The organism is Mesorhizobium sp. 01N446, from assembly GCF_056399285.1.
On record NZ_JBFTRA010000007.1, the window covers coordinates 326,325 to 341,275 of the forward strand.

Below are 14,951 nucleotides of genomic sequence, written 5' to 3' on the forward strand. Positions count from 1 at the left end.
CGGATGATGGAAAGCCTTACGCGGCCGCAGCGACCTGCTGGCTGGCCACCACGGCGTCGACCTTGGCGGTCGCCTTGGCGAGTGCGGCGGTCACCGCGTCAGGGCCCATGCTGACGCCTTCGATGCGGATGACGTCGACATCGGTCATGCCGAGGAAGCCGAGCACGCCGCGCAGATACGGGACGGCGTGATCGAACTGCACGGCCGCACCTTCCGAATAGATGCCGCCCGAAGCAAGCACGATGTAGACCTTCTTGCCGGTGACGAGGCCCTTGGGGCCGTTCTCGCCATAGGCAAAGCTCCTGCCGGAGCGGGCGATGTGGTCGACCCAGGACTTCAGCGTGGAGGAGATGTTGAAGTTGATGAAGCCGGTGGCGAGGATCACCGTGTCGGCGGCGAACAACTCGTCGAGCACGACGTCGGAGACGCCGACGACTTCAGCCTGGCGCGGGGTGCGCGCTTCAACCGGTGTGTAGATGCCGGTCGAATAGTCGGCATCGATATGCGGCAGCGGGTTGGCGACGAGGTCGCGCACGACAAGCGTGTTCGACGGATCGGCGGCAACGAGCTTTTCGGCGAATTCGGTAGCGATGCGGGTTGAGTGCGAGGCAGCGCCGCGCGGGCTCGAGGTAACGAGAAGAATGGACATAGCGGGTCTCTCCAGTGGAATGATTTGTCCCGCCACATATGGGGCTATCGATCCATCAGATAAACTGGTATATTTTCTATACGATCCATCTATAAAATAGATACGGTGATGCAGCCCAATCCGACCCTCGACCAGCTTCAGATCCTTGTCGCCGTCGCCGATACCGGCAGTTTCTCGGCCGCTGGCCGCAAGCTCAACCGGGCGCAATCCGTCATCAGCTACGGCATCGCCAATCTCGAGGCGCAGCTTGGGCTGAAGCTGTTCGAACGCGAGGGCACGCGCGAGCCGCAACTCACCGAGATCGGCCGGGCGATGCTGGAGGATGCAAGGCGCATGATTGGCGTGCTACAGCGCATGCGCTCGCGTGTCGATGGCCACCATCACGGGCTGGAGGCCGAAGTGGCGCTGTCGGTCGATGCGTCGTTGCCTTCGGCCGTGCTGGTGCGGGTGCTGAAGGCATTCGAGGCGCAGTTTCCGACCGTGATGCTTCGCCTGCATATAGGCTCGCTTGGACTGATCCCGGATCATGTCGTCAACGGACAGGCCGATCTCGGCATAGGCGGGCTGCTAGGCGAGGTCCACGACGTTCACCTTGTGCGCATCGGCTTCATGTCGATCGTGCTGGCTGCCGCGCCCAGCCACCCGCTGGCGCTGCTGCCAAAGCCATTGGCGCTCGAGGATGTGCGCGAACACACCCAGCTTGTCGTCACCGACCAGTCCGAACGCACCAAGGGACGCGACTTCGGTGTCTTTGCCTACCGGACCTGGCGCCTCACGGACATGCGCACCAAGCATATTCTGATGCGCGAGGGGCTGGGCTGGGGTGGTCTGCCGCGTTGGCTGATCGCTGACGATCTGGCAACCGGCCGGCTGGTGGAACTCGACCTCGAACCCTTCAGCGAGGCGCGCTCGCCGCTGTTTGCCATGCACCGCAACGACAGCAGCCCGAAGCCGGCGGCGGCCTGGCTGATCGAACGGTTCAAAAGCGGGCTCGGCTGCTTCAACGAGTTCGAACCGGGCGAGGTGCCTGACGAGGAGCTGGAGACAATCCGTCAATCAGCGCCATGAGCACGGCGCTGTAATCCTGCGCCGAGGCGCCGGCCTCGATGGCGAGTGCTGCGCGGTCGAAGGCGGAGGCAAGCAGCGCCGTCAGGGCATCCACCGGCAATCTCGTCATCGTGTTGGCCCGCATCGCCGCGACCAGGCCCTCGCGCAGCGACCGATTGCCGTGGCGGTTGTCGATCGCATCCATGGCGGCGCGGCCAAGCACGGCGGGGCCATCAAGCAGCAACAGCCGCGTGCGGCCGGGCGCGCGCATGGCGGCGAGATAGGCGTCGGAGCCGGCGATCAGCGCATCGCGGGCTTCGAGCGAGGGCGGCGAAGCGCGGTCGATCTCCTGCGCCACCGCCTGCGCCTCCTGTTCGACCACGGCGGCAAACAGCGCCTGCTTGTCGGCAAAATGGTGGTAGAGGGCGCCGCGCGTCACGCCGGCCGCGGTGACGATCTCCGGCGTGCCGGTCTCGGCATAGGATTTCTCGGTGAACAATTTTCGCGCCGCCGCGATCAAATCGGCGCGTGTCGCCTCGGTGCGGTCGCGGTTGGAGCGGCGCGCTGATTCCTGTTGCATACATGCAGCCTGTATGTTAATTCGATTTACATACAGACTGTATGTTATGTCCAGGGAGAAAGAAAGATGAAGATATCAAGCTATTATCCGGTGCTGATGACCGGCGACGTCGCCGGCACGGCGGCCTTCTATGTCGAGCATTTCGACTTCCAGCCGCTGTTTGAAAGCGACTGGTATGTGCACCTGCAATCGGTGGACAGCAAACGCGTCAATCTCGGCATCGTCCAGGGCGACCATGAGACGATCCCTGAGGAGGGGCGGGGGCGCACGTCAGGCCTGCTGATCAATTTCGAGGTTCGCGATCCCGACGCGGTCTATGAGCGGATCCTTGCCGCCGGCCTGCCGGTGCTGCGAACGCTGCGCGACGAGCCCTTCGGCCAGCGCCATTTCATCACCAGGGATCCCAACGGCGTGCTGATCGATGTCATCAAGCCGATCCCGCCGAGCGAGGAATTCTTGGCGCAGTATGCGGAGGGCGCGGCGGGGGTGTGAGCCTCAGCCAGCCCTTGCCGCCGGCGTCACCGTCACCTGGCTGACGCCGGTGCGGCGCACCACCGTGCACAGCGTCTCGCGGCCGATGCGCTCGGCGTCGAGCATGCGCACGAGGTCGTCGACGCCGGTCACCGGACGCCCGTCGATGGCGGCGATGATGTCGCCTTCCTTGAGGCCGGCCTTGGCCGCCGGGCCGTTCTTTTCGACGCTGCGCAAGCGCACGGCGGTGCTGGTCGACACTTGCGACAAGAGTGCCGCGCGGCGCGGCAGGTTGGTGGTATCAGCGGATATGCCGATGAAGGCGCGGCGCACGCGGCCGAAGCGGATGATCTCCGAGATGACGAAATTGGCGGTGTTGGAGGCGACCGCGAAGGCAATGCCTTGCGCGCCGTGGATCATCGCGGTGTTGACGCCGATGACCTCGCCGGCCGACGACACCAGCGGCCCGCCGGAATTGCCTGGGTTGAGCGCGGCGTCGGTCTGGATGACGTCGTCGATCAGCCGGCCGGTCGAAGCGCGCATCGAGCGGCCGAGCGCCGAGACGACGCCTGAGGTGACGGTCCATTCGAAGCCGAGCGGATTGCCGATGGCGATAGCGATCTGGCCGCGCCGCAGCCGCTTGGAATCGCCGAGCGGCGCTACGTCGGCAAAACTGCCGTCGGCGCGCACCAGGGCGATGTCGGTGTCGGGATCGCGGCCGAGCACGCGGCCTTCGCTTGAGGCGCCGTCCGGCATCGACACGCGCACCGTTTTGGCGTCGCCCACGACATGGAAATTGGTGACGACCAGCCCGTCCGGCGCAATGACGAAGCCGGAACCATGACCGCCCTGGCCGCCAATACGCTCGATGCGGCAGACGGCCGGACCGATGCGGTCGACCGCATCCGCCACCGTCATGGAATAGGCGTCGAGCAGAGTATCATCGGTTTCGAATTTGTGCGCGGCGAGGGCCATGGCTGGGCTCCGTGTTTTCAGGCTAATCCGTCACTATATGTGCGGAGCGGCCGGAACCGCCGCGACCTGACCAGATGGCCAGTCAAACCGCCAACTAGCCGTCAGGCGAGTACCTCCAGGGGCGCCGTCGGGCGATATCTGGGACATGACGAACCCCAGGAGACCATCATGAGTGATTTCAATCTGAATGCGTTTTCGCAAGCCGTTGCCGACCTTGCCGCCGCGGCGGCACCCGCGACCGCCAGCTTCGCCACGCATCACCACCGCACGGCAAGCGCCTTCCACTGGAGCGATGGCTATTTCGTCACCGCCGAGGAGGCGGTCGAGGCCGGCGAGGAGATCGAGCTGACGCTGGCTTCGGGCGACACGGTGAAAGCGGAGCTTATCGGCCGCGATCCGTCGACGGGCGTGGCCCTGCTGAAGCCCGCGGATGCGGCCGGCGCGCCTGTCCTTGCCAGGGCCGATGCCGTTCGGCCTGGCAATATCGCCATCGCCATCGGCAACAGCCAGGGCTCGGCGCTGGCCGTGTCGGGCTCGGTCGGCGAAGTCGGGTCGGCCTGGCGCTCGATGCGCGGCGGCACGATCGACCGGCGCATCCATCTGGCCGTCGGCGCGGGCGGCCGTTTCGAGGGCGGCCCGGTGCTGGACGCCAAGGGCGCGCTGATCGGCATGCTGTTGTTCGGGCCGCGCGGCCGTGCGCTGGTCATGCCCTATGAGACGATCGAACGGGCGGTGGCGACATTGCGCGAAAAGGGCCATGTCGCGCGCGGCTATCTCGGCGCCGGCCTGCATCCGGTGCGTGACCGCGACGCCCATGGCGCGATGGTGATGAGCCTCGACGACGCCGGTCCGGCCAAGGCCGCCGGCCTGTCGCTGGGCGACATCATCGTGGCGTGGAACGGCGAGGCCGTGCATGGGCCGCGCGACCTGATCCGCAGGCTCGGGCCCGACAGCGCCGGCGCTTCCGTGACGCTTGGAGTCGTGCGTGGCGGCGAACAGCGCGACGTGACATTGACCATCGGCGAAAAGCCGCTGAGCTGAGAGGATTGATGGAAACGCTCGCCGGCGACCGGATCCTGAGCAACAGTGCCCCTTCGCGGCGGCTGGTGGTGCTGATTGCGCTTGGCGATGCCGCGCGCGCCGAGCGCCTGGCCGCCACTTTTGCCGCCAGCGACGACCTGCTGCCGGTGGTGGCCGGCGGCGGCCGGGCCGATGTCGCTGTCGTCGACGACAGGAGCGGGGGTGCCGTACCGGCCTCCATGCCGCGCGTGCTGCTGTCGGGACGCGCCGCCGGCGAGCGGCCCGCCGGCGAGGTGTTTGCGATCATGCCCACGGGTGCGGACGACCTGCTGATCGCCGCGGCGGCGCGGCTGGCGGCGGCCGGCTATCGCGTCACAGGCGAGGGCGACCGTGGACGCCATGAGGATTTCCATACGGGCGAAAGCGAGCCGTTCGAGGATGACGTCCTGGACGAGCACGCCGCCCGGCCGGCGCTGTCGCCGCGCGAGGCGGAAGTGCTGGCGCTGCTGGCCGAAGGCGCGCCCAACAAGGTGATCGCGCGGCGGCTCAACATCTCCGTGCACACGGCGAAATTCCACGTCGCCGCGATCCTGATCAAGCTCGGGGCCGCCAACCGCACGGATGCCATCGCCATTGCGATGAGGCAGGGGCTGGTGCTGGTTTAGCGTCCGCTGCGTAACCCACACCGATGCGTCTCGGGCCTTGCGCTGTGGTCGCCCGCCGCGCAAAGGTTCGCGCCTGCCATGTTGCAAGGGAGGCGCAAGGAATGTCGCTCAAGGGAAAGACACTGTTCATCTCCGGCGGGTCGCGCGGCATCGGGCTGGCGATCGCGCTGCGGGCGGCGCGCGACGGCGCCAATGTGACGATCGCCGCCAAGACCGCCGAGCCGCATCCGAGGCTGCCGGGCACGATCTACTCCGCTGCCGAGGAAATCGAGCAGGCCGGCGGCAAGGCGCTGCCCGTGCTGTGCGACATCCGCGAGGAGGCGCAGGTGGCCGAGGCTGTCGCAAGGACGGTGGAGAAATTCGGCGGCATCGATATCTGCGTCAACAATGCCAGCGCCATCCAGCTCACCGGCACGCTGGAGACCGACATGAAGCGCTACGATCTGATGCATCAGATCAACACGCGCGGCACCTTCCTGGTGTCCAAAATGTGCATTCCGCACCTCAAGTTAGCCGACAATCCTCACATCCTGAATCTGGCGCCGCCGCTCGACATGAAGGCCAAGTGGTTCAAGAACCATGTCGCCTACACCATGGCCAAGTTCGGCATGTCGATGTGCACGCTGGGCATGAGCGCGGAGTTCGCCAAGGACGGCATCGCGGTCAATTCGCTGTGGCCGATCTCGACCATCGACACGGCGGCGGTGCGCAATCTTCTGGGCGGCGCGACGGTGGCAGCGATGAGCCGGTCGCCCGACATCATGGCCGATGCCGCGCATGCCATTTTCATGCGGCCGTCGCGCGAGGCATCGGGCAATTTCTACATCGACGAGGAGGTGCTGCGCGCCGAGGGCGTCAGCGACTTTTCGGTCTATGCGCCGGGCGCGACCGGACCGCTGGCCGGCGACTTCTTCGTGCCGGACGAGGTGTTTGCGCGCACGGACAGCAAGATCAAGAGCATCTACTAGCTCTTCGACGCAGGGCACATCACTTCGAGATTGGCTCCAACAGGCATCGCTTCGCGACGCCGCTGCGCGGCTGCTCCGCCCCAGGATGACGAAGTCTGGGAGGCTTCGGCTCGTCTTTGTCGAGTCTCAGCCTATCTCGTCCTTCTTGCCTTTGCTCAGACCCATCAGCCTGTCGATATAGGCCAGCATCAGCGCCGAGACGACGAAGGCGAGGTGGATGATGGTCAGCCACATCAACTGGTCGGTCGAATAGGAGGACGAGTTGAGGAACACCTGCAAGAGGTGGATGGAGGAGATGGCGACGATGGTCGAGGCGACCTTGACCTTGAGCGAACCGACATCGATCGTGCCCAGCCAGTGCACGCCGCCGCCATCCTGGTCGTCGAAGCGGCTGACGAAGTTCTCGTAGCCCGAGATGATGACCATCACCACCAGCGAGGCGACCAGGGCGGCATCGATCAGGCCGAGCATCTTCAGGATGGTGTCGGTGTCGCCGAGCAGGAACACCGTGGTGATGAACTCGTAGAGCTTCTTGCCGAAGGACAGGGCATAGACGGCCAATGCCAGACCCAGCCCGATATAGAAGGCGACCAGCAGCCAGCGCGAGGCAAGGATGATCGATTCGATGGCGAGTTCGAGACGCTTCATGAATGGTTCCGGTTGTTGCCTAGATCATTTCACCGTTTCACGGAAACGGCGAACTGCTCTACCTCTTTGTCTTGACGCAATTCCGGACGGAAAACCGCACACACTTTTCCTGGAATTTGCTCTGGTCGATGTCAGGCCGTATTTCGGCCAGGCCGGCGCTTTTTGCAAGATAGCAAAAAACCCCGCCGGAGAGGGCCGGCGGGGCTCAATGCGTCCCGCTGGAGTCGGGACGGGGCAGGGAACGCCCAGCCCTGAATCTGGGGTGTATGTGCTTGCGATTCAATGAACCGGTTCTGATGCCGGTACAAATCTTCTTGAGCCGGGACCCCGGATCTGAGGCTTTCCCATCCCCGATCGAGCCGGGGATGGGTGCTTCTAGCCTTGAATCCGCAAACCGGGTCATGGTTTTGAAATCATGACCTATTTGTTGCTGGCGACCGGTGCCACCAGCGAGGTGATGCGGCGGATGGCGACACGCCGGTTCTCGCGGTTGGGCGCCGGGGTGTTGACCTTCAGATACTCCTCGCCATAGCCCTGCGTCGTCAGGTTCTCCGGCGGGATGCCGAAGGCATTGGTCAGCGCTTCGGCGACCGCTTCGGCGCGGCGGTCCGACAGAGCAAGGTTCGCTTCCGGCGTGCCGACGGCGTCGGTGTGGCCTTCGATCAGGAAGGTCTCTGCCGGGTTCTTCTTCAGCAGTTTCTCAATGGCGCTGGCGACGCCCTCGAGCTTCTGCACCTCGGTGTCAGAGATCGAGGAGGAGCCGAATTCGAAGTTCAGCGTGTCGAGGTCGACGCGGCGTGCGATGTCGCGCACGCGGGCCGAACGCTTGACCTCGTCGATCGAATAGAGACGCTGGACCCTCTCCACCGGCGGCTGGTCGAGGAAGGTGTAGTAGTCGTCATCGCTTTCGACGTCCTCGGAATCGAGGATGTACTGCCGGCGCGGAATGTTGAGCCGCATCGGCGGCAGGTCGTCGCCGGGATCGCGCCAGTCGCCCTCATCCTGATAGTCCCGCTCGTCGACATAGCTCAGCACATATTCGCGCCCGTCCGGCGTGATGCGCGAACGCTGGATGACATCGCCGTAACGGTTGCGGATGGTGACGATCTGGACGCCGTTGTCGCGCTGGACCGTCTCACGGGTACGGCCTTGCGACAGATCCTCGTAATAGACATCCTTGGYGCCGCGGTTCATGCGCGGACCGTCATTGCTCTGCACGATCGTCTGGCCGCCGAGCTGAATGATCACGCGGTCGCCGATCTCCTTGAGAACGTCGACGCCCTTGGGACGACGGCGGTCGCGGATGTTCTCGTCAGGCGCCCGGTCGAGGCGCTTGCCCTTTTCCTCCGTCACCGGAACGAGCTTTTCGGTCTTGATCTCCTGCTGGGCTGCCTTGTCGTCGGCTGGAGGCGGACCCTGGTCGACGGGAGCGACCACCGGCTTCTGGCTCTGGTCGCCGCCTTGCTGGGCGTTCTGGCCACCATTCTGCTGCTGGTCGTTCTGGCCGGCCTTGTCGCCAGGTTTGCGGCCGCCGGCCTTGCGTGCGGCATCCTTCTGGCTGTCGAGGATGGGGGCAGCGTTCTTGTCGGCAGGCGCTTCGCCCTGCACGGGGGTTTCGCCCTGGACAGGCGCGGCCGTGTTGCCATTGGCGGGCTGTTCACCGGTTGCGGGCTTCTGGCCGTTGGCCGGTTGCTCACCCGTCGTGGGCTGTTTGCCGGTCTGCTGTTCGCCTGTCGCCGGCTTCTCGCCAATGGCAGGCTGTTCGCCGGTCGCCGGCTGCTCGCCATTGGCAGGCTGTTCGCCCGCTGGCTTCTTGCCGTGCTTCTTTGTCTGGGGCTGCTGGCCCTGGGCCGGTTGTTCGCCGGCCGGAGCCGGTTCAACCTTGGGCGTCGTTGCTTCGCCGGCAGGAGCTTCCTTCGGCGTCGGCGCGGCTTCCGGCGTCACTGCCGGGACCTGCTCGGCGGGCTTCTGCTGGTCCTGCTTGTGTTTCCTGCCGGGCTTGGTCGGCTGGTTGTCGTTGGCGGGCTCTGCCTGGCCAGCTGGAGCTTGTTCGGCCGGCGCCTGTTCGGTCTGTTGCTGCTGGTCACGCTTCTTCTTGCGCGGCTGCTGCTCTTCGGCGGGTGCCGCCTGCTCGGCAGGCGCCTGCTCGGTCTGCTGCTGTTGCTCGTGCTTCTTCTTGCGCGGCTGCTGCTCCTCGGCTGCCGGGGCGGGTTGCTCGGCTGCCGGGGCTGCCTGCTCCGCTGGTGCCTGTTCGGCCTGCTGCTCGTGCTTCTTCTTGCGCGGCTGCTGCTCATCGGCCGCCGGAGCGGGTTGCTCGGCTGCCGGGGCTGCCTGCTCTGCCGGCGCCTGTTCGGTCTGTTGCTGCTGGTCTCGCTTCTTCTTGCGCGGCTGCTCCTGGTCGGTCGGCTGTGCCGCGTCGGCAGGGGCGTCCTGCGCCAGGATCAGCGGCGTTCCACCGCCTTGCATGGGGCCGAACGCGGCACCTCCCTGAAGCGGGAACGCGCCCAATGGCGCGGACGCCATCAGCAGGCCAAGTGCGGTGCCTGCCAGAATCCATGGTTGGCGTTTCATCGAAAACTCTCCTTGTGGGGTCCCATCCTTGCCGAAACCGATCTTGGCCCGATTGGTTCCAGTTTGGCTGGGATAGAAGCCGTACGAGGCGATTGGCCGGCCTTTTGAAGGCAACTTCGTGTCATTCGGCCGGGTTGCAGCCGCATTTCAACCTTTGCCACGCTTGACCTCGGCGGCCCACGGGGCCACATCCCCAAAATGGAAACGCCGTTCTGGAAAACGAAGACGCTGGAGCAGATGAGCCCAGCCGAGTGGGAATCGCTGTGCGATGGCTGCGGCAAATGCTGCCTGTCGAAGCTCGAGGACGAGGACACCGGCGAGATTTACTGGACCAGTGTCGGCTGCCGACTGTTCGACGCGCAGACCTGCCGCTGCGCCGACTATGCCAACCGGCTGGCGCGCGTTCCCGATTGCGTCGGGCTGACGCCGCAGAATGTGCGCACCATCAGCTGGCTGCCAAGCACCTGCGCCTACCGGCTGGTGGCCGAGGGCCGCGACCTCTATTGGTGGCACCGGCTGGTGTCGGGCAGTGCCGAAACCGTGCACGAGGCCGGCATCTCGATGCGCGGCCGGGTCAAGGCCAGTGAGACCGATCTGGCCGAGCCTGAAGATTATTTTGACTATATGCTCGACGACGAGCCTTGAGGTCCGTGTCCGCACGGCTCCGAACAAGGAACCCGGGCAAGACTATTTTGGGCGCGCATTGTTCGAAACCTGGCGAGGATTTCCTTTTTCCGCCACATGAACCGCAGATGAACGGCGGGTTCGTAAACAGTTCAGGCAGGCTGGCGCATTCTCGCATCATCGCTTTCAAGAGGACGGGTGCAAGCCCGCAACAAGGAGAAAAGACCATGTTCAACACGGTGAAAACGGCAGCCCTCTCGGCCCTGGTCGGCCTCGGCGCGCTGACGGCCATTCCTGCCCATGCCGACAGCCTCTATCTCGGATTCGGCAACAACCAGGATCCGCGCTTCGGCGTCTACGCCGGCGACGACGGCTATCGGCATCGCCGCGATGAGCGCCGTGACGGCTGGCGCCGCGGCTGTTCGCCGGATCGCGCCTTGGACAAGGCCGAGCGCATGGGCCTCTATCGCGCCCGCATCGTCGACGCCAACCGCCGCGTGGTCAAGGTCGTGGGCCGTCAGGATGGCGACCGCGTCGTTATCGTGTTCGCCAACGAGCGCGGTTGCCCGGTCATCTATCGCTGAGGCTGCAGGCTGACCCTCCGCGAGGGTTAGCGTGGCATAACCCTCTGCGAGGGTTAGCCTGGGGACATGACCCCTGCGGGGTCCGTCCGGACTAGCGGAGCCCCTGTCCCATCGGACGGGTGCGGCTCGAAAAAACCCCGCGGGAGCAATCCCGCGGGGTTTTTCATGCGCGGCATTTTGCCGTTGGCGTGGCCGGGGAGAGCCCGACCACGCATCCGAACGGCCTATTTCAGCTCGAACGTGACGGTTACCTGAACATTGTAGGCGTTCTCGCCGGCCTGCGTCGGCACCGCCGCGCCCGCGGCTGCATCGAAGGCCTTGGCATTGATCGCCATTGGCGGCGGGGCGATGTTCTGGTCGGAGATTTCAAGCACCCGACCGATGCTGACGCCGGCGGCTTCGGCAAGCGTCTTGGCCTTGGCGATCGCGTTGGCCACCGCTTTCTTGCGGGCTGCGTCGATGGTTGCCGCCGGATTGTCGTTGGTGAAGGAGATGCCGCCGCCCTGGTTGACGCCGAGCGACACGGCCTTGTCGAGGATCTCACCCGTCTTGTCGATGTCGCGCACGCGCACCGCAAGCGTGTTGGTCACCTGGTAGGCGACGAGCTCTGCCTCCTGGCTGCCGTCGGGCTTGTTGGTGTAGTTGTAGCGCGGGTTGATCTGGATGCCCGCCGTCTGCAGGTCGCGGTCCTTGATGCCGGCGGCTTTCATCGCCGCGATCACGGCGGCCATGGCGTCGTTGTTGGCGTCGAGCGCGGCGCGCGCCGTCTTGGCTTCGCGCATCACGCTGAGCGACAACAACGCCAGATCGGGAGGGGTGGTCGCTTCGCCTTCACCCGAAACAACAATGCGGGCGGGCGTCGGCGAATCGGCGGCTCCAGCCATCGCCGGAAAGGCGATTGCAGCGGCGAGCGCGAGGGGCAAAAGATGTCTGGTCATGAAAATCTCCTTGGTCTGCGATCCAGTCGCAGAGGTCGCGTAGAGCGCGATTATGGGTTGATTTGGGCGATCCGCGAAAGCCGGTCGGGAAAGCCTTGTGCCGGAAGGCGAAAAACATTAATCCAGCCGGCGTGGGGCCTGTAGCTCAATGGTTAGAGCCGGCGGCTCATAACCGCTTGGTTGGGGGTTCGAGTCCCTCCGGGCCCACCATTATCGTTATTTATCAATGAGTTATGGGGTGGTTCGCCACGAGGTTCGCCAACAGGTTCGCCAAGCATCGGCTTGCGCGTGACCAGCCGCACGACTCGATCCATCCCTTGCACCGCCAGGCGAACCTGCGATGCCTCGCGCGAATAGAGTTCGGCATGATCAATATCGTCGTGCCCAAGCACGTCCATCAACTGTCTGGTCGAGGCCTCAGCCTCCGCCAGATAAACGCCGAGCGACTTCCTTAGCCCATGCAGTGTCAGCCCCTTCGGCAGACCGGCAAGCTTACACCAATGCGCCATCATTCCAGTCAGCGATTTTGCGGAGAACGGCTCACCATAGCCGTTGACCAGGACCGTCTCGCCGCGCCTGTCGGCCGCATCTAAAATCTCAGACAGCATCGGTGTAATCGGCACAAAAAGCCGTTTGCCGCCGGTTCGTCCCTTGTTCTTGGCCTGAACGATATCAAAGCCATCGAAGTGACTCTCGACGCCATCAATGAACACACAACGAGTGACCATCTGATCCCAGCGCAGTCCGGCGACGTCGCTGCGGCGGTTGCCGAGCCAAAGTGCCAGCCCGTAGCACGTGCGCGCCGCAGTGCCGAGCGGCCAACGATTCTCGAATTGTGCCATCGCTTCGCGCGACCAGGCCTTCCAACCGGCATAAGCGGGTCGCCACTCGACCGCAGCTGTGGGATCGATTTCGATCCAGTCTTGCCGAAGAGCGATATAGACGAGCTTGCGTATGCCCACCAACAGATGCTTGGCCTTATGGGGCGTGGCAATGAAGCGTCCAAGAAGCTCTTCGACATGGATACGTCTAAGGTTCTTGACCGGTACGTCGCGCCAGATAAGTGGGTGATCTGCGACCACCCGCAGTTCCAGAAATTCTTCAATCAACCGCATGTTCTTGCGCTTGCTGGCTCCGTCAAGGGCCAGCCACTTGACTGAGATCTTCAGCCGTTGAAAGGCCGCTCCAAACGTGCCGGGCAGGGCGGCTCCAGGCATGCGGACGACCGGAGCCCTGGGGACTTTCCGGCCCTCGACCGCTGCCTGGTATGCGTCCTTGAACCCCGGCTGATTGGGGGCCGGCAAGCTGACCACACGCTCCTTTGTCCGATAGCGCCACCGGAGTTTTCCGTGGCGATCGGTGTAGGAGGAGAGGCCAGGATATTTGTCAGTCATGGCAGAATGAATCTATCTCCCGCGATGATTCCCTTGCAACAGGAAGTCGACGATATTCTCATCATCGTCTCCAGGTAGTTCGGCAAACGCTGCTTCGAGTTTGAGCCGGTCCCAAATCACCCGGCCGTCAACTTTCTTCGGCTTAGGCATGCGGCGGTCAGAAACCATCTGGTCGAATTTGGTTATACCGACGCCAACATATCGGGCGGCTTCTTCGCGTGAGAGACCCCGAGGAGGGTAGGAGAGGCTGTCGCTTTTCATGATCTCGCTGCCGCATGCGCCCGTCCTTGTGCGCGGGCTTCCATTCAGAGATCGAGATCTGGATTGTATAAGCCACTGCCGGAAGGGACCCGACCAAACTGTGCGGTGAATTGCGGTCAGGGCGCATAAATAGGATGGTTTGCTGATTGATCGGCGAGTGGGCGTACTGGAAATTGACCGTCGGAAGACACTGCGTCGGCGCGGTAAAAACGGTGCGCCCCTCTTCGAAAAGTGTCATATTTTACGGACGCACCGACACCAATCGTTTTCGATCCGGCGCCCTTCGCCGGGGGCGGTCGGTCCCGCATCCCGCCTGGGGGCGGCGCTATGCTGATGCTCCTTCGGCCGCCCTGTTGAACCGGTCTCAGGGCCACGAACCTGCTCCAGCACCGAACTGACTTGGTCGCAATGACGGACATTTCGGTGCTTCCGCTTTGTACGCCGTTTTTCATTTGGTCGGGAGAGCAGGGGCTCTCCCGACGGAGAGTTAGAGGATGGGGCGGGTATTGCCCGACGGGTTGAAAGCGGAAGGAGAGTCCTTCGGCGCCCGTCGCGGAGAACCGCGATGTCTGTCCCGACCAATCGAACCCATGCCGCCGCCGACCGTTCGAACCTCTACGACGAGATCACCGGCAAGATAATTGCAGAGCTGGAAGCGGGTCGTTTTCCCTGGGTTCAGCCATGGGGGACTTCCGCCGCAAACGCATCGCTTTCCCTGCCGAAGAATGCCAGCACGCATCGCGCGTATAGCGGTATCAACGTGCTTATCCTCTGGGGCGCTGTCGTTGAACGCGGGTTCCCGACACAGAATTGGATAACCTATCGACAGGCGTTCGCACTCGGCGGGAATGTCCGTAGAGGCGAGCGCGGGACAACGGTCGTTTATGCCGATCGTTTTGTCCCGGATCACGAGAAGAAGCGCGCTCGCGAGACAGGCGAGGAAGCTCAAGTCATCCCATTCCTCAAGCGCTTCACGGTTTTCAACATCCAGCAATGTGAGGGGCTCCCGGATGAAGTCGCAGCTTCGGCTGCGCTGCCGGCGGCTACCCCGATCGAACCGCGTGTCGAGGCGCTGATCAAGGCCACCGGTATAGACTTTCGTATTGCCGGCGACAGGGCGTTCTATGTGCCTGCCCACGATTATATCCAGGTGCCTCCGCCCCAAGCTTACTTCGAGCCGATCAATTGGCATCGGACAGCCTTGCATGAGCTCGGACATGCAACTGGTCACAGTTCACGCCTGGATCGCAAATTCTCCGGCTCTACCGCCTCCAGGAAATACGCGTTCGAGGAACTCGTGGCGGAAATCAACGCGGCCTTCTGCTGCGCAGCCCTGGGCATCGTCCCCACGGTTCGGCATGCGGATTATATCGGCTCATGGCTGGAGGTTCTGCGCGAGGACAATCGCGCCATCGTCCGTGCCGCCAGCCAAGCCAGCAAGGCGGCCGACTGGCTTCTCGGCCACCTGCCGGCGGACGCCGAAGCATCCGTCGGGCTGGACGCAGGCAACGACAGATGCGCGGCATGACCCTTCGCTGACTCGAACGGCGCATGCG

At 64.1% G+C, this 14,951-nt stretch carries 16 protein-coding genes, 1 tRNA gene and 1 pseudogene; 10 read left to right on the forward strand and 8 right to left on the reverse strand.

The annotated features are described in order from the left end of the window. Positions 1 to 16: 16 nt before the first annotated feature. On the reverse strand, positions 17 to 649 hold the full coding sequence (locus AC1DPX_RS25370; RefSeq protein ID WP_477240050.1) for an FMN-dependent NADH-azoreductase: 633 nt from the start codon (positions 647 to 649) through the stop codon (positions 17 to 19). Positions 650 to 757: 108 nt separating this feature from the next. Here AC1DPX_RS25370 and AC1DPX_RS25375 point away from each other — a divergent pair, with 108 nt between their 5' ends. Continuing rightward, complete coding sequence (locus AC1DPX_RS25375; RefSeq protein WP_477240051.1) at positions 758 to 1,717, forward strand: LysR family transcriptional regulator; 960 nt, start codon at positions 758 to 760, stop codon at positions 1,715 to 1,717. On the opposite strand, the gene AC1DPX_RS25380 is transcribed toward AC1DPX_RS25375, so the two are convergent. After that, complete coding sequence (locus tag AC1DPX_RS25380) at positions 1,650 to 2,276, reverse strand: TetR/AcrR family transcriptional regulator (RefSeq protein WP_477240052.1); 627 nt, start codon at positions 2,274 to 2,276, stop codon at positions 1,650 to 1,652. The two genes, AC1DPX_RS25375 and AC1DPX_RS25380, sit on opposite strands and share 68 nt — an antisense overlap. A 66-nt stretch (positions 2,277 to 2,342) precedes the next feature. Here AC1DPX_RS25380 and AC1DPX_RS25385 point away from each other — a divergent pair, with 66 nt between their 5' ends. Next, complete coding sequence (locus AC1DPX_RS25385; RefSeq protein ID WP_477240053.1) at positions 2,343 to 2,768, forward strand: VOC family protein; 426 nt, start codon at positions 2,343 to 2,345, stop codon at positions 2,766 to 2,768. A 3-nt stretch (positions 2,769 to 2,771) separates the two neighbouring features. On the opposite strand, the gene AC1DPX_RS25390 is transcribed toward AC1DPX_RS25385, so the two are convergent. Beyond that, the gene (locus tag AC1DPX_RS25390; protein WP_477240054.1) at positions 2,772 to 3,722 is read right to left on the reverse strand and encodes a S1C family serine protease; all 951 of its coding nucleotides are present in this window, start codon (positions 3,720 to 3,722) and stop codon (positions 2,772 to 2,774) included. 168 nt (positions 3,723 to 3,890) lie between these two features. On the opposite strand from AC1DPX_RS25390, the gene AC1DPX_RS25395 reads away from it, so the two are divergent. The 3 genes from AC1DPX_RS25395 (at position 3,891) to AC1DPX_RS25405 (ending at position 6,375) form a co-directional block, all read left to right on the forward strand. Continuing rightward, the gene (locus AC1DPX_RS25395; protein WP_477240055.1) at positions 3,891 to 4,763 is read left to right on the forward strand and encodes a S1C family serine protease; all 873 of its coding nucleotides are present in this window, start codon (positions 3,891 to 3,893) and stop codon (positions 4,761 to 4,763) included. A gap of 8 nt (positions 4,764 to 4,771) precedes the next feature. Beyond that, complete coding sequence (locus tag AC1DPX_RS25400) at positions 4,772 to 5,407, forward strand: helix-turn-helix transcriptional regulator (RefSeq protein ID WP_477240056.1); 636 nt, start codon at positions 4,772 to 4,774, stop codon at positions 5,405 to 5,407. Positions 5,408 to 5,508: 101 nt separating this feature from the next. After that, the gene (locus tag AC1DPX_RS25405) at positions 5,509 to 6,375 is read left to right on the forward strand and encodes an SDR family oxidoreductase (protein ID WP_477240057.1); all 867 of its coding nucleotides are present in this window, start codon (positions 5,509 to 5,511) and stop codon (positions 6,373 to 6,375) included. Positions 6,376 to 6,501: 126 nt separating this feature from the next. Here AC1DPX_RS25405 and AC1DPX_RS25410 read toward each other — a convergent pair whose 3' ends face one another. Then, entirely contained in the window at positions 6,502 to 7,023 is a 522-nt protein-coding gene (locus tag AC1DPX_RS25410) for a TIGR00645 family protein (protein ID WP_202358417.1), read from the reverse strand. Between the two features lie 420 nt (positions 7,024 to 7,443). Then, positions 7,444 to 9,594: an OmpA family protein gene (locus tag AC1DPX_RS25415; RefSeq protein ID WP_477240058.1), complete on the reverse strand. Its 2,151-nt coding sequence runs from the start codon at positions 9,592 to 9,594 to the stop codon at positions 7,444 to 7,446. Between the two features lie 198 nt (positions 9,595 to 9,792). Here AC1DPX_RS25415 and AC1DPX_RS25420 point away from each other — a divergent pair, with 198 nt between their 5' ends. Together AC1DPX_RS25420 and AC1DPX_RS25425 are read left to right on the forward strand one after the other, a co-directional pair. Then, positions 9,793 to 10,239 (forward strand): YcgN family cysteine cluster protein, encoded by a 447-nt coding sequence (locus tag AC1DPX_RS25420; RefSeq protein WP_202358419.1) that lies wholly within the window; start codon positions 9,793 to 9,795, stop codon positions 10,237 to 10,239. A 206-nt stretch (positions 10,240 to 10,445) separates the two neighbouring features. Then, a complete protein-coding gene (locus tag AC1DPX_RS25425; protein WP_477240059.1) occupies positions 10,446 to 10,802 on the forward strand; it encodes a hypothetical protein in 357 nt (118 codons plus the stop codon). A gap of 224 nt (positions 10,803 to 11,026) precedes the next feature. On the opposite strand, the gene AC1DPX_RS25430 is transcribed toward AC1DPX_RS25425, so the two are convergent. Then, complete coding sequence (locus tag AC1DPX_RS25430) at positions 11,027 to 11,740, reverse strand: SIMPL domain-containing protein (protein ID WP_202358421.1); 714 nt, start codon at positions 11,738 to 11,740, stop codon at positions 11,027 to 11,029. A gap of 134 nt (positions 11,741 to 11,874) precedes the next feature. On the opposite strand from AC1DPX_RS25430, the gene AC1DPX_RS25435 reads away from it, so the two are divergent. Next, a tRNA-Ile gene (locus tag AC1DPX_RS25435) sits at positions 11,875 to 11,950 on the forward strand. A 191-nt stretch (positions 11,951 to 12,141) separates the two neighbouring features. Here the strand turns inward: AC1DPX_RS25435 and AC1DPX_RS25440 are convergent. Next, positions 12,142 to 12,525, reverse strand: a pseudogene (locus AC1DPX_RS25440) (tyrosine-type recombinase/integrase); the annotation flags it as partial. Between AC1DPX_RS25440 and AC1DPX_RS25445 the strand changes: the two are divergent. Further along, the gene (locus tag AC1DPX_RS25445) at positions 12,427 to 12,900 is read left to right on the forward strand and encodes a hypothetical protein (RefSeq protein WP_477240060.1); all 474 of its coding nucleotides are present in this window, start codon (positions 12,427 to 12,429) and stop codon (positions 12,898 to 12,900) included. The pseudogene AC1DPX_RS25440 and the gene AC1DPX_RS25445 sit on opposite strands and share 99 nt — an antisense overlap. A 246-nt stretch (positions 12,901 to 13,146) precedes the next feature. Here AC1DPX_RS25445 and AC1DPX_RS25450 read toward each other — a convergent pair whose 3' ends face one another. Continuing rightward, the gene (locus AC1DPX_RS25450; RefSeq protein ID WP_477240061.1) at positions 13,147 to 13,395 is read right to left on the reverse strand and encodes a hypothetical protein; all 249 of its coding nucleotides are present in this window, start codon (positions 13,393 to 13,395) and stop codon (positions 13,147 to 13,149) included. Between the two features lie 565 nt (positions 13,396 to 13,960). On the opposite strand from AC1DPX_RS25450, the gene AC1DPX_RS25455 reads away from it, so the two are divergent. Then, positions 13,961 to 14,923: an ArdC family protein gene (locus AC1DPX_RS25455; RefSeq protein ID WP_477240062.1), complete on the forward strand. Its 963-nt coding sequence runs from the start codon at positions 13,961 to 13,963 to the stop codon at positions 14,921 to 14,923. Positions 14,924 to 14,951 lie beyond the last annotated feature (28 nt).

Bases quoted from the DNA above. Each gene is read 5' to 3' on its own strand.
- AC1DPX_RS25370 (WP_477240050.1), bottom strand. From the start codon at position 649: ATGTCCATTCTTCTCGTTACCTCGAGCCCGCGCGGCGCTGCCTCGCAC.
- AC1DPX_RS25375 (WP_477240051.1), top strand. From the start codon at position 758: ATGCAGCCCAATCCGACCCTCGACCAGCTTCAGATCCTTGTCGCCGTC.
- AC1DPX_RS25380 (WP_477240052.1), bottom strand. From the start codon at position 2,276: ATGCAACAGGAATCAGCGCGCCGCTCCAACCGCGACCGCACCGAGGCG.
- AC1DPX_RS25385 (WP_477240053.1), top strand. From the start codon at position 2,343: ATGAAGATATCAAGCTATTATCCGGTGCTGATGACCGGCGACGTCGCC.
- AC1DPX_RS25390 (WP_477240054.1), bottom strand. From the start codon at position 3,722: ATGGCCCTCGCCGCGCACAAATTCGAAACCGATGATACTCTGCTCGAC.
- AC1DPX_RS25395 (WP_477240055.1), top strand. From the start codon at position 3,891: ATGAGTGATTTCAATCTGAATGCGTTTTCGCAAGCCGTTGCCGACCTT.
- AC1DPX_RS25400 (WP_477240056.1), top strand. From the start codon at position 4,772: ATGGAAACGCTCGCCGGCGACCGGATCCTGAGCAACAGTGCCCCTTCG.
- AC1DPX_RS25405 (WP_477240057.1), top strand. From the start codon at position 5,509: ATGTCGCTCAAGGGAAAGACACTGTTCATCTCCGGCGGGTCGCGCGGC.
- AC1DPX_RS25410 (WP_202358417.1), bottom strand. From the start codon at position 7,023: ATGAAGCGTCTCGAACTCGCCATCGAATCGATCATCCTTGCCTCGCGC.
- AC1DPX_RS25420 (WP_202358419.1), top strand. From the start codon at position 9,793: ATGGAAACGCCGTTCTGGAAAACGAAGACGCTGGAGCAGATGAGCCCA.
- AC1DPX_RS25425 (WP_477240059.1), top strand. From the start codon at position 10,446: ATGTTCAACACGGTGAAAACGGCAGCCCTCTCGGCCCTGGTCGGCCTC.
- AC1DPX_RS25430 (WP_202358421.1), bottom strand. From the start codon at position 11,740: ATGACCAGACATCTTTTGCCCCTCGCGCTCGCCGCTGCAATCGCCTTT.
- AC1DPX_RS25450 (WP_477240061.1), bottom strand. From the start codon at position 13,395: ATGAAAAGCGACAGCCTCTCCTACCCTCCTCGGGGTCTCTCACGCGAA.
- AC1DPX_RS25455 (WP_477240062.1), top strand. From the start codon at position 13,961: ATGTCTGTCCCGACCAATCGAACCCATGCCGCCGCCGACCGTTCGAAC.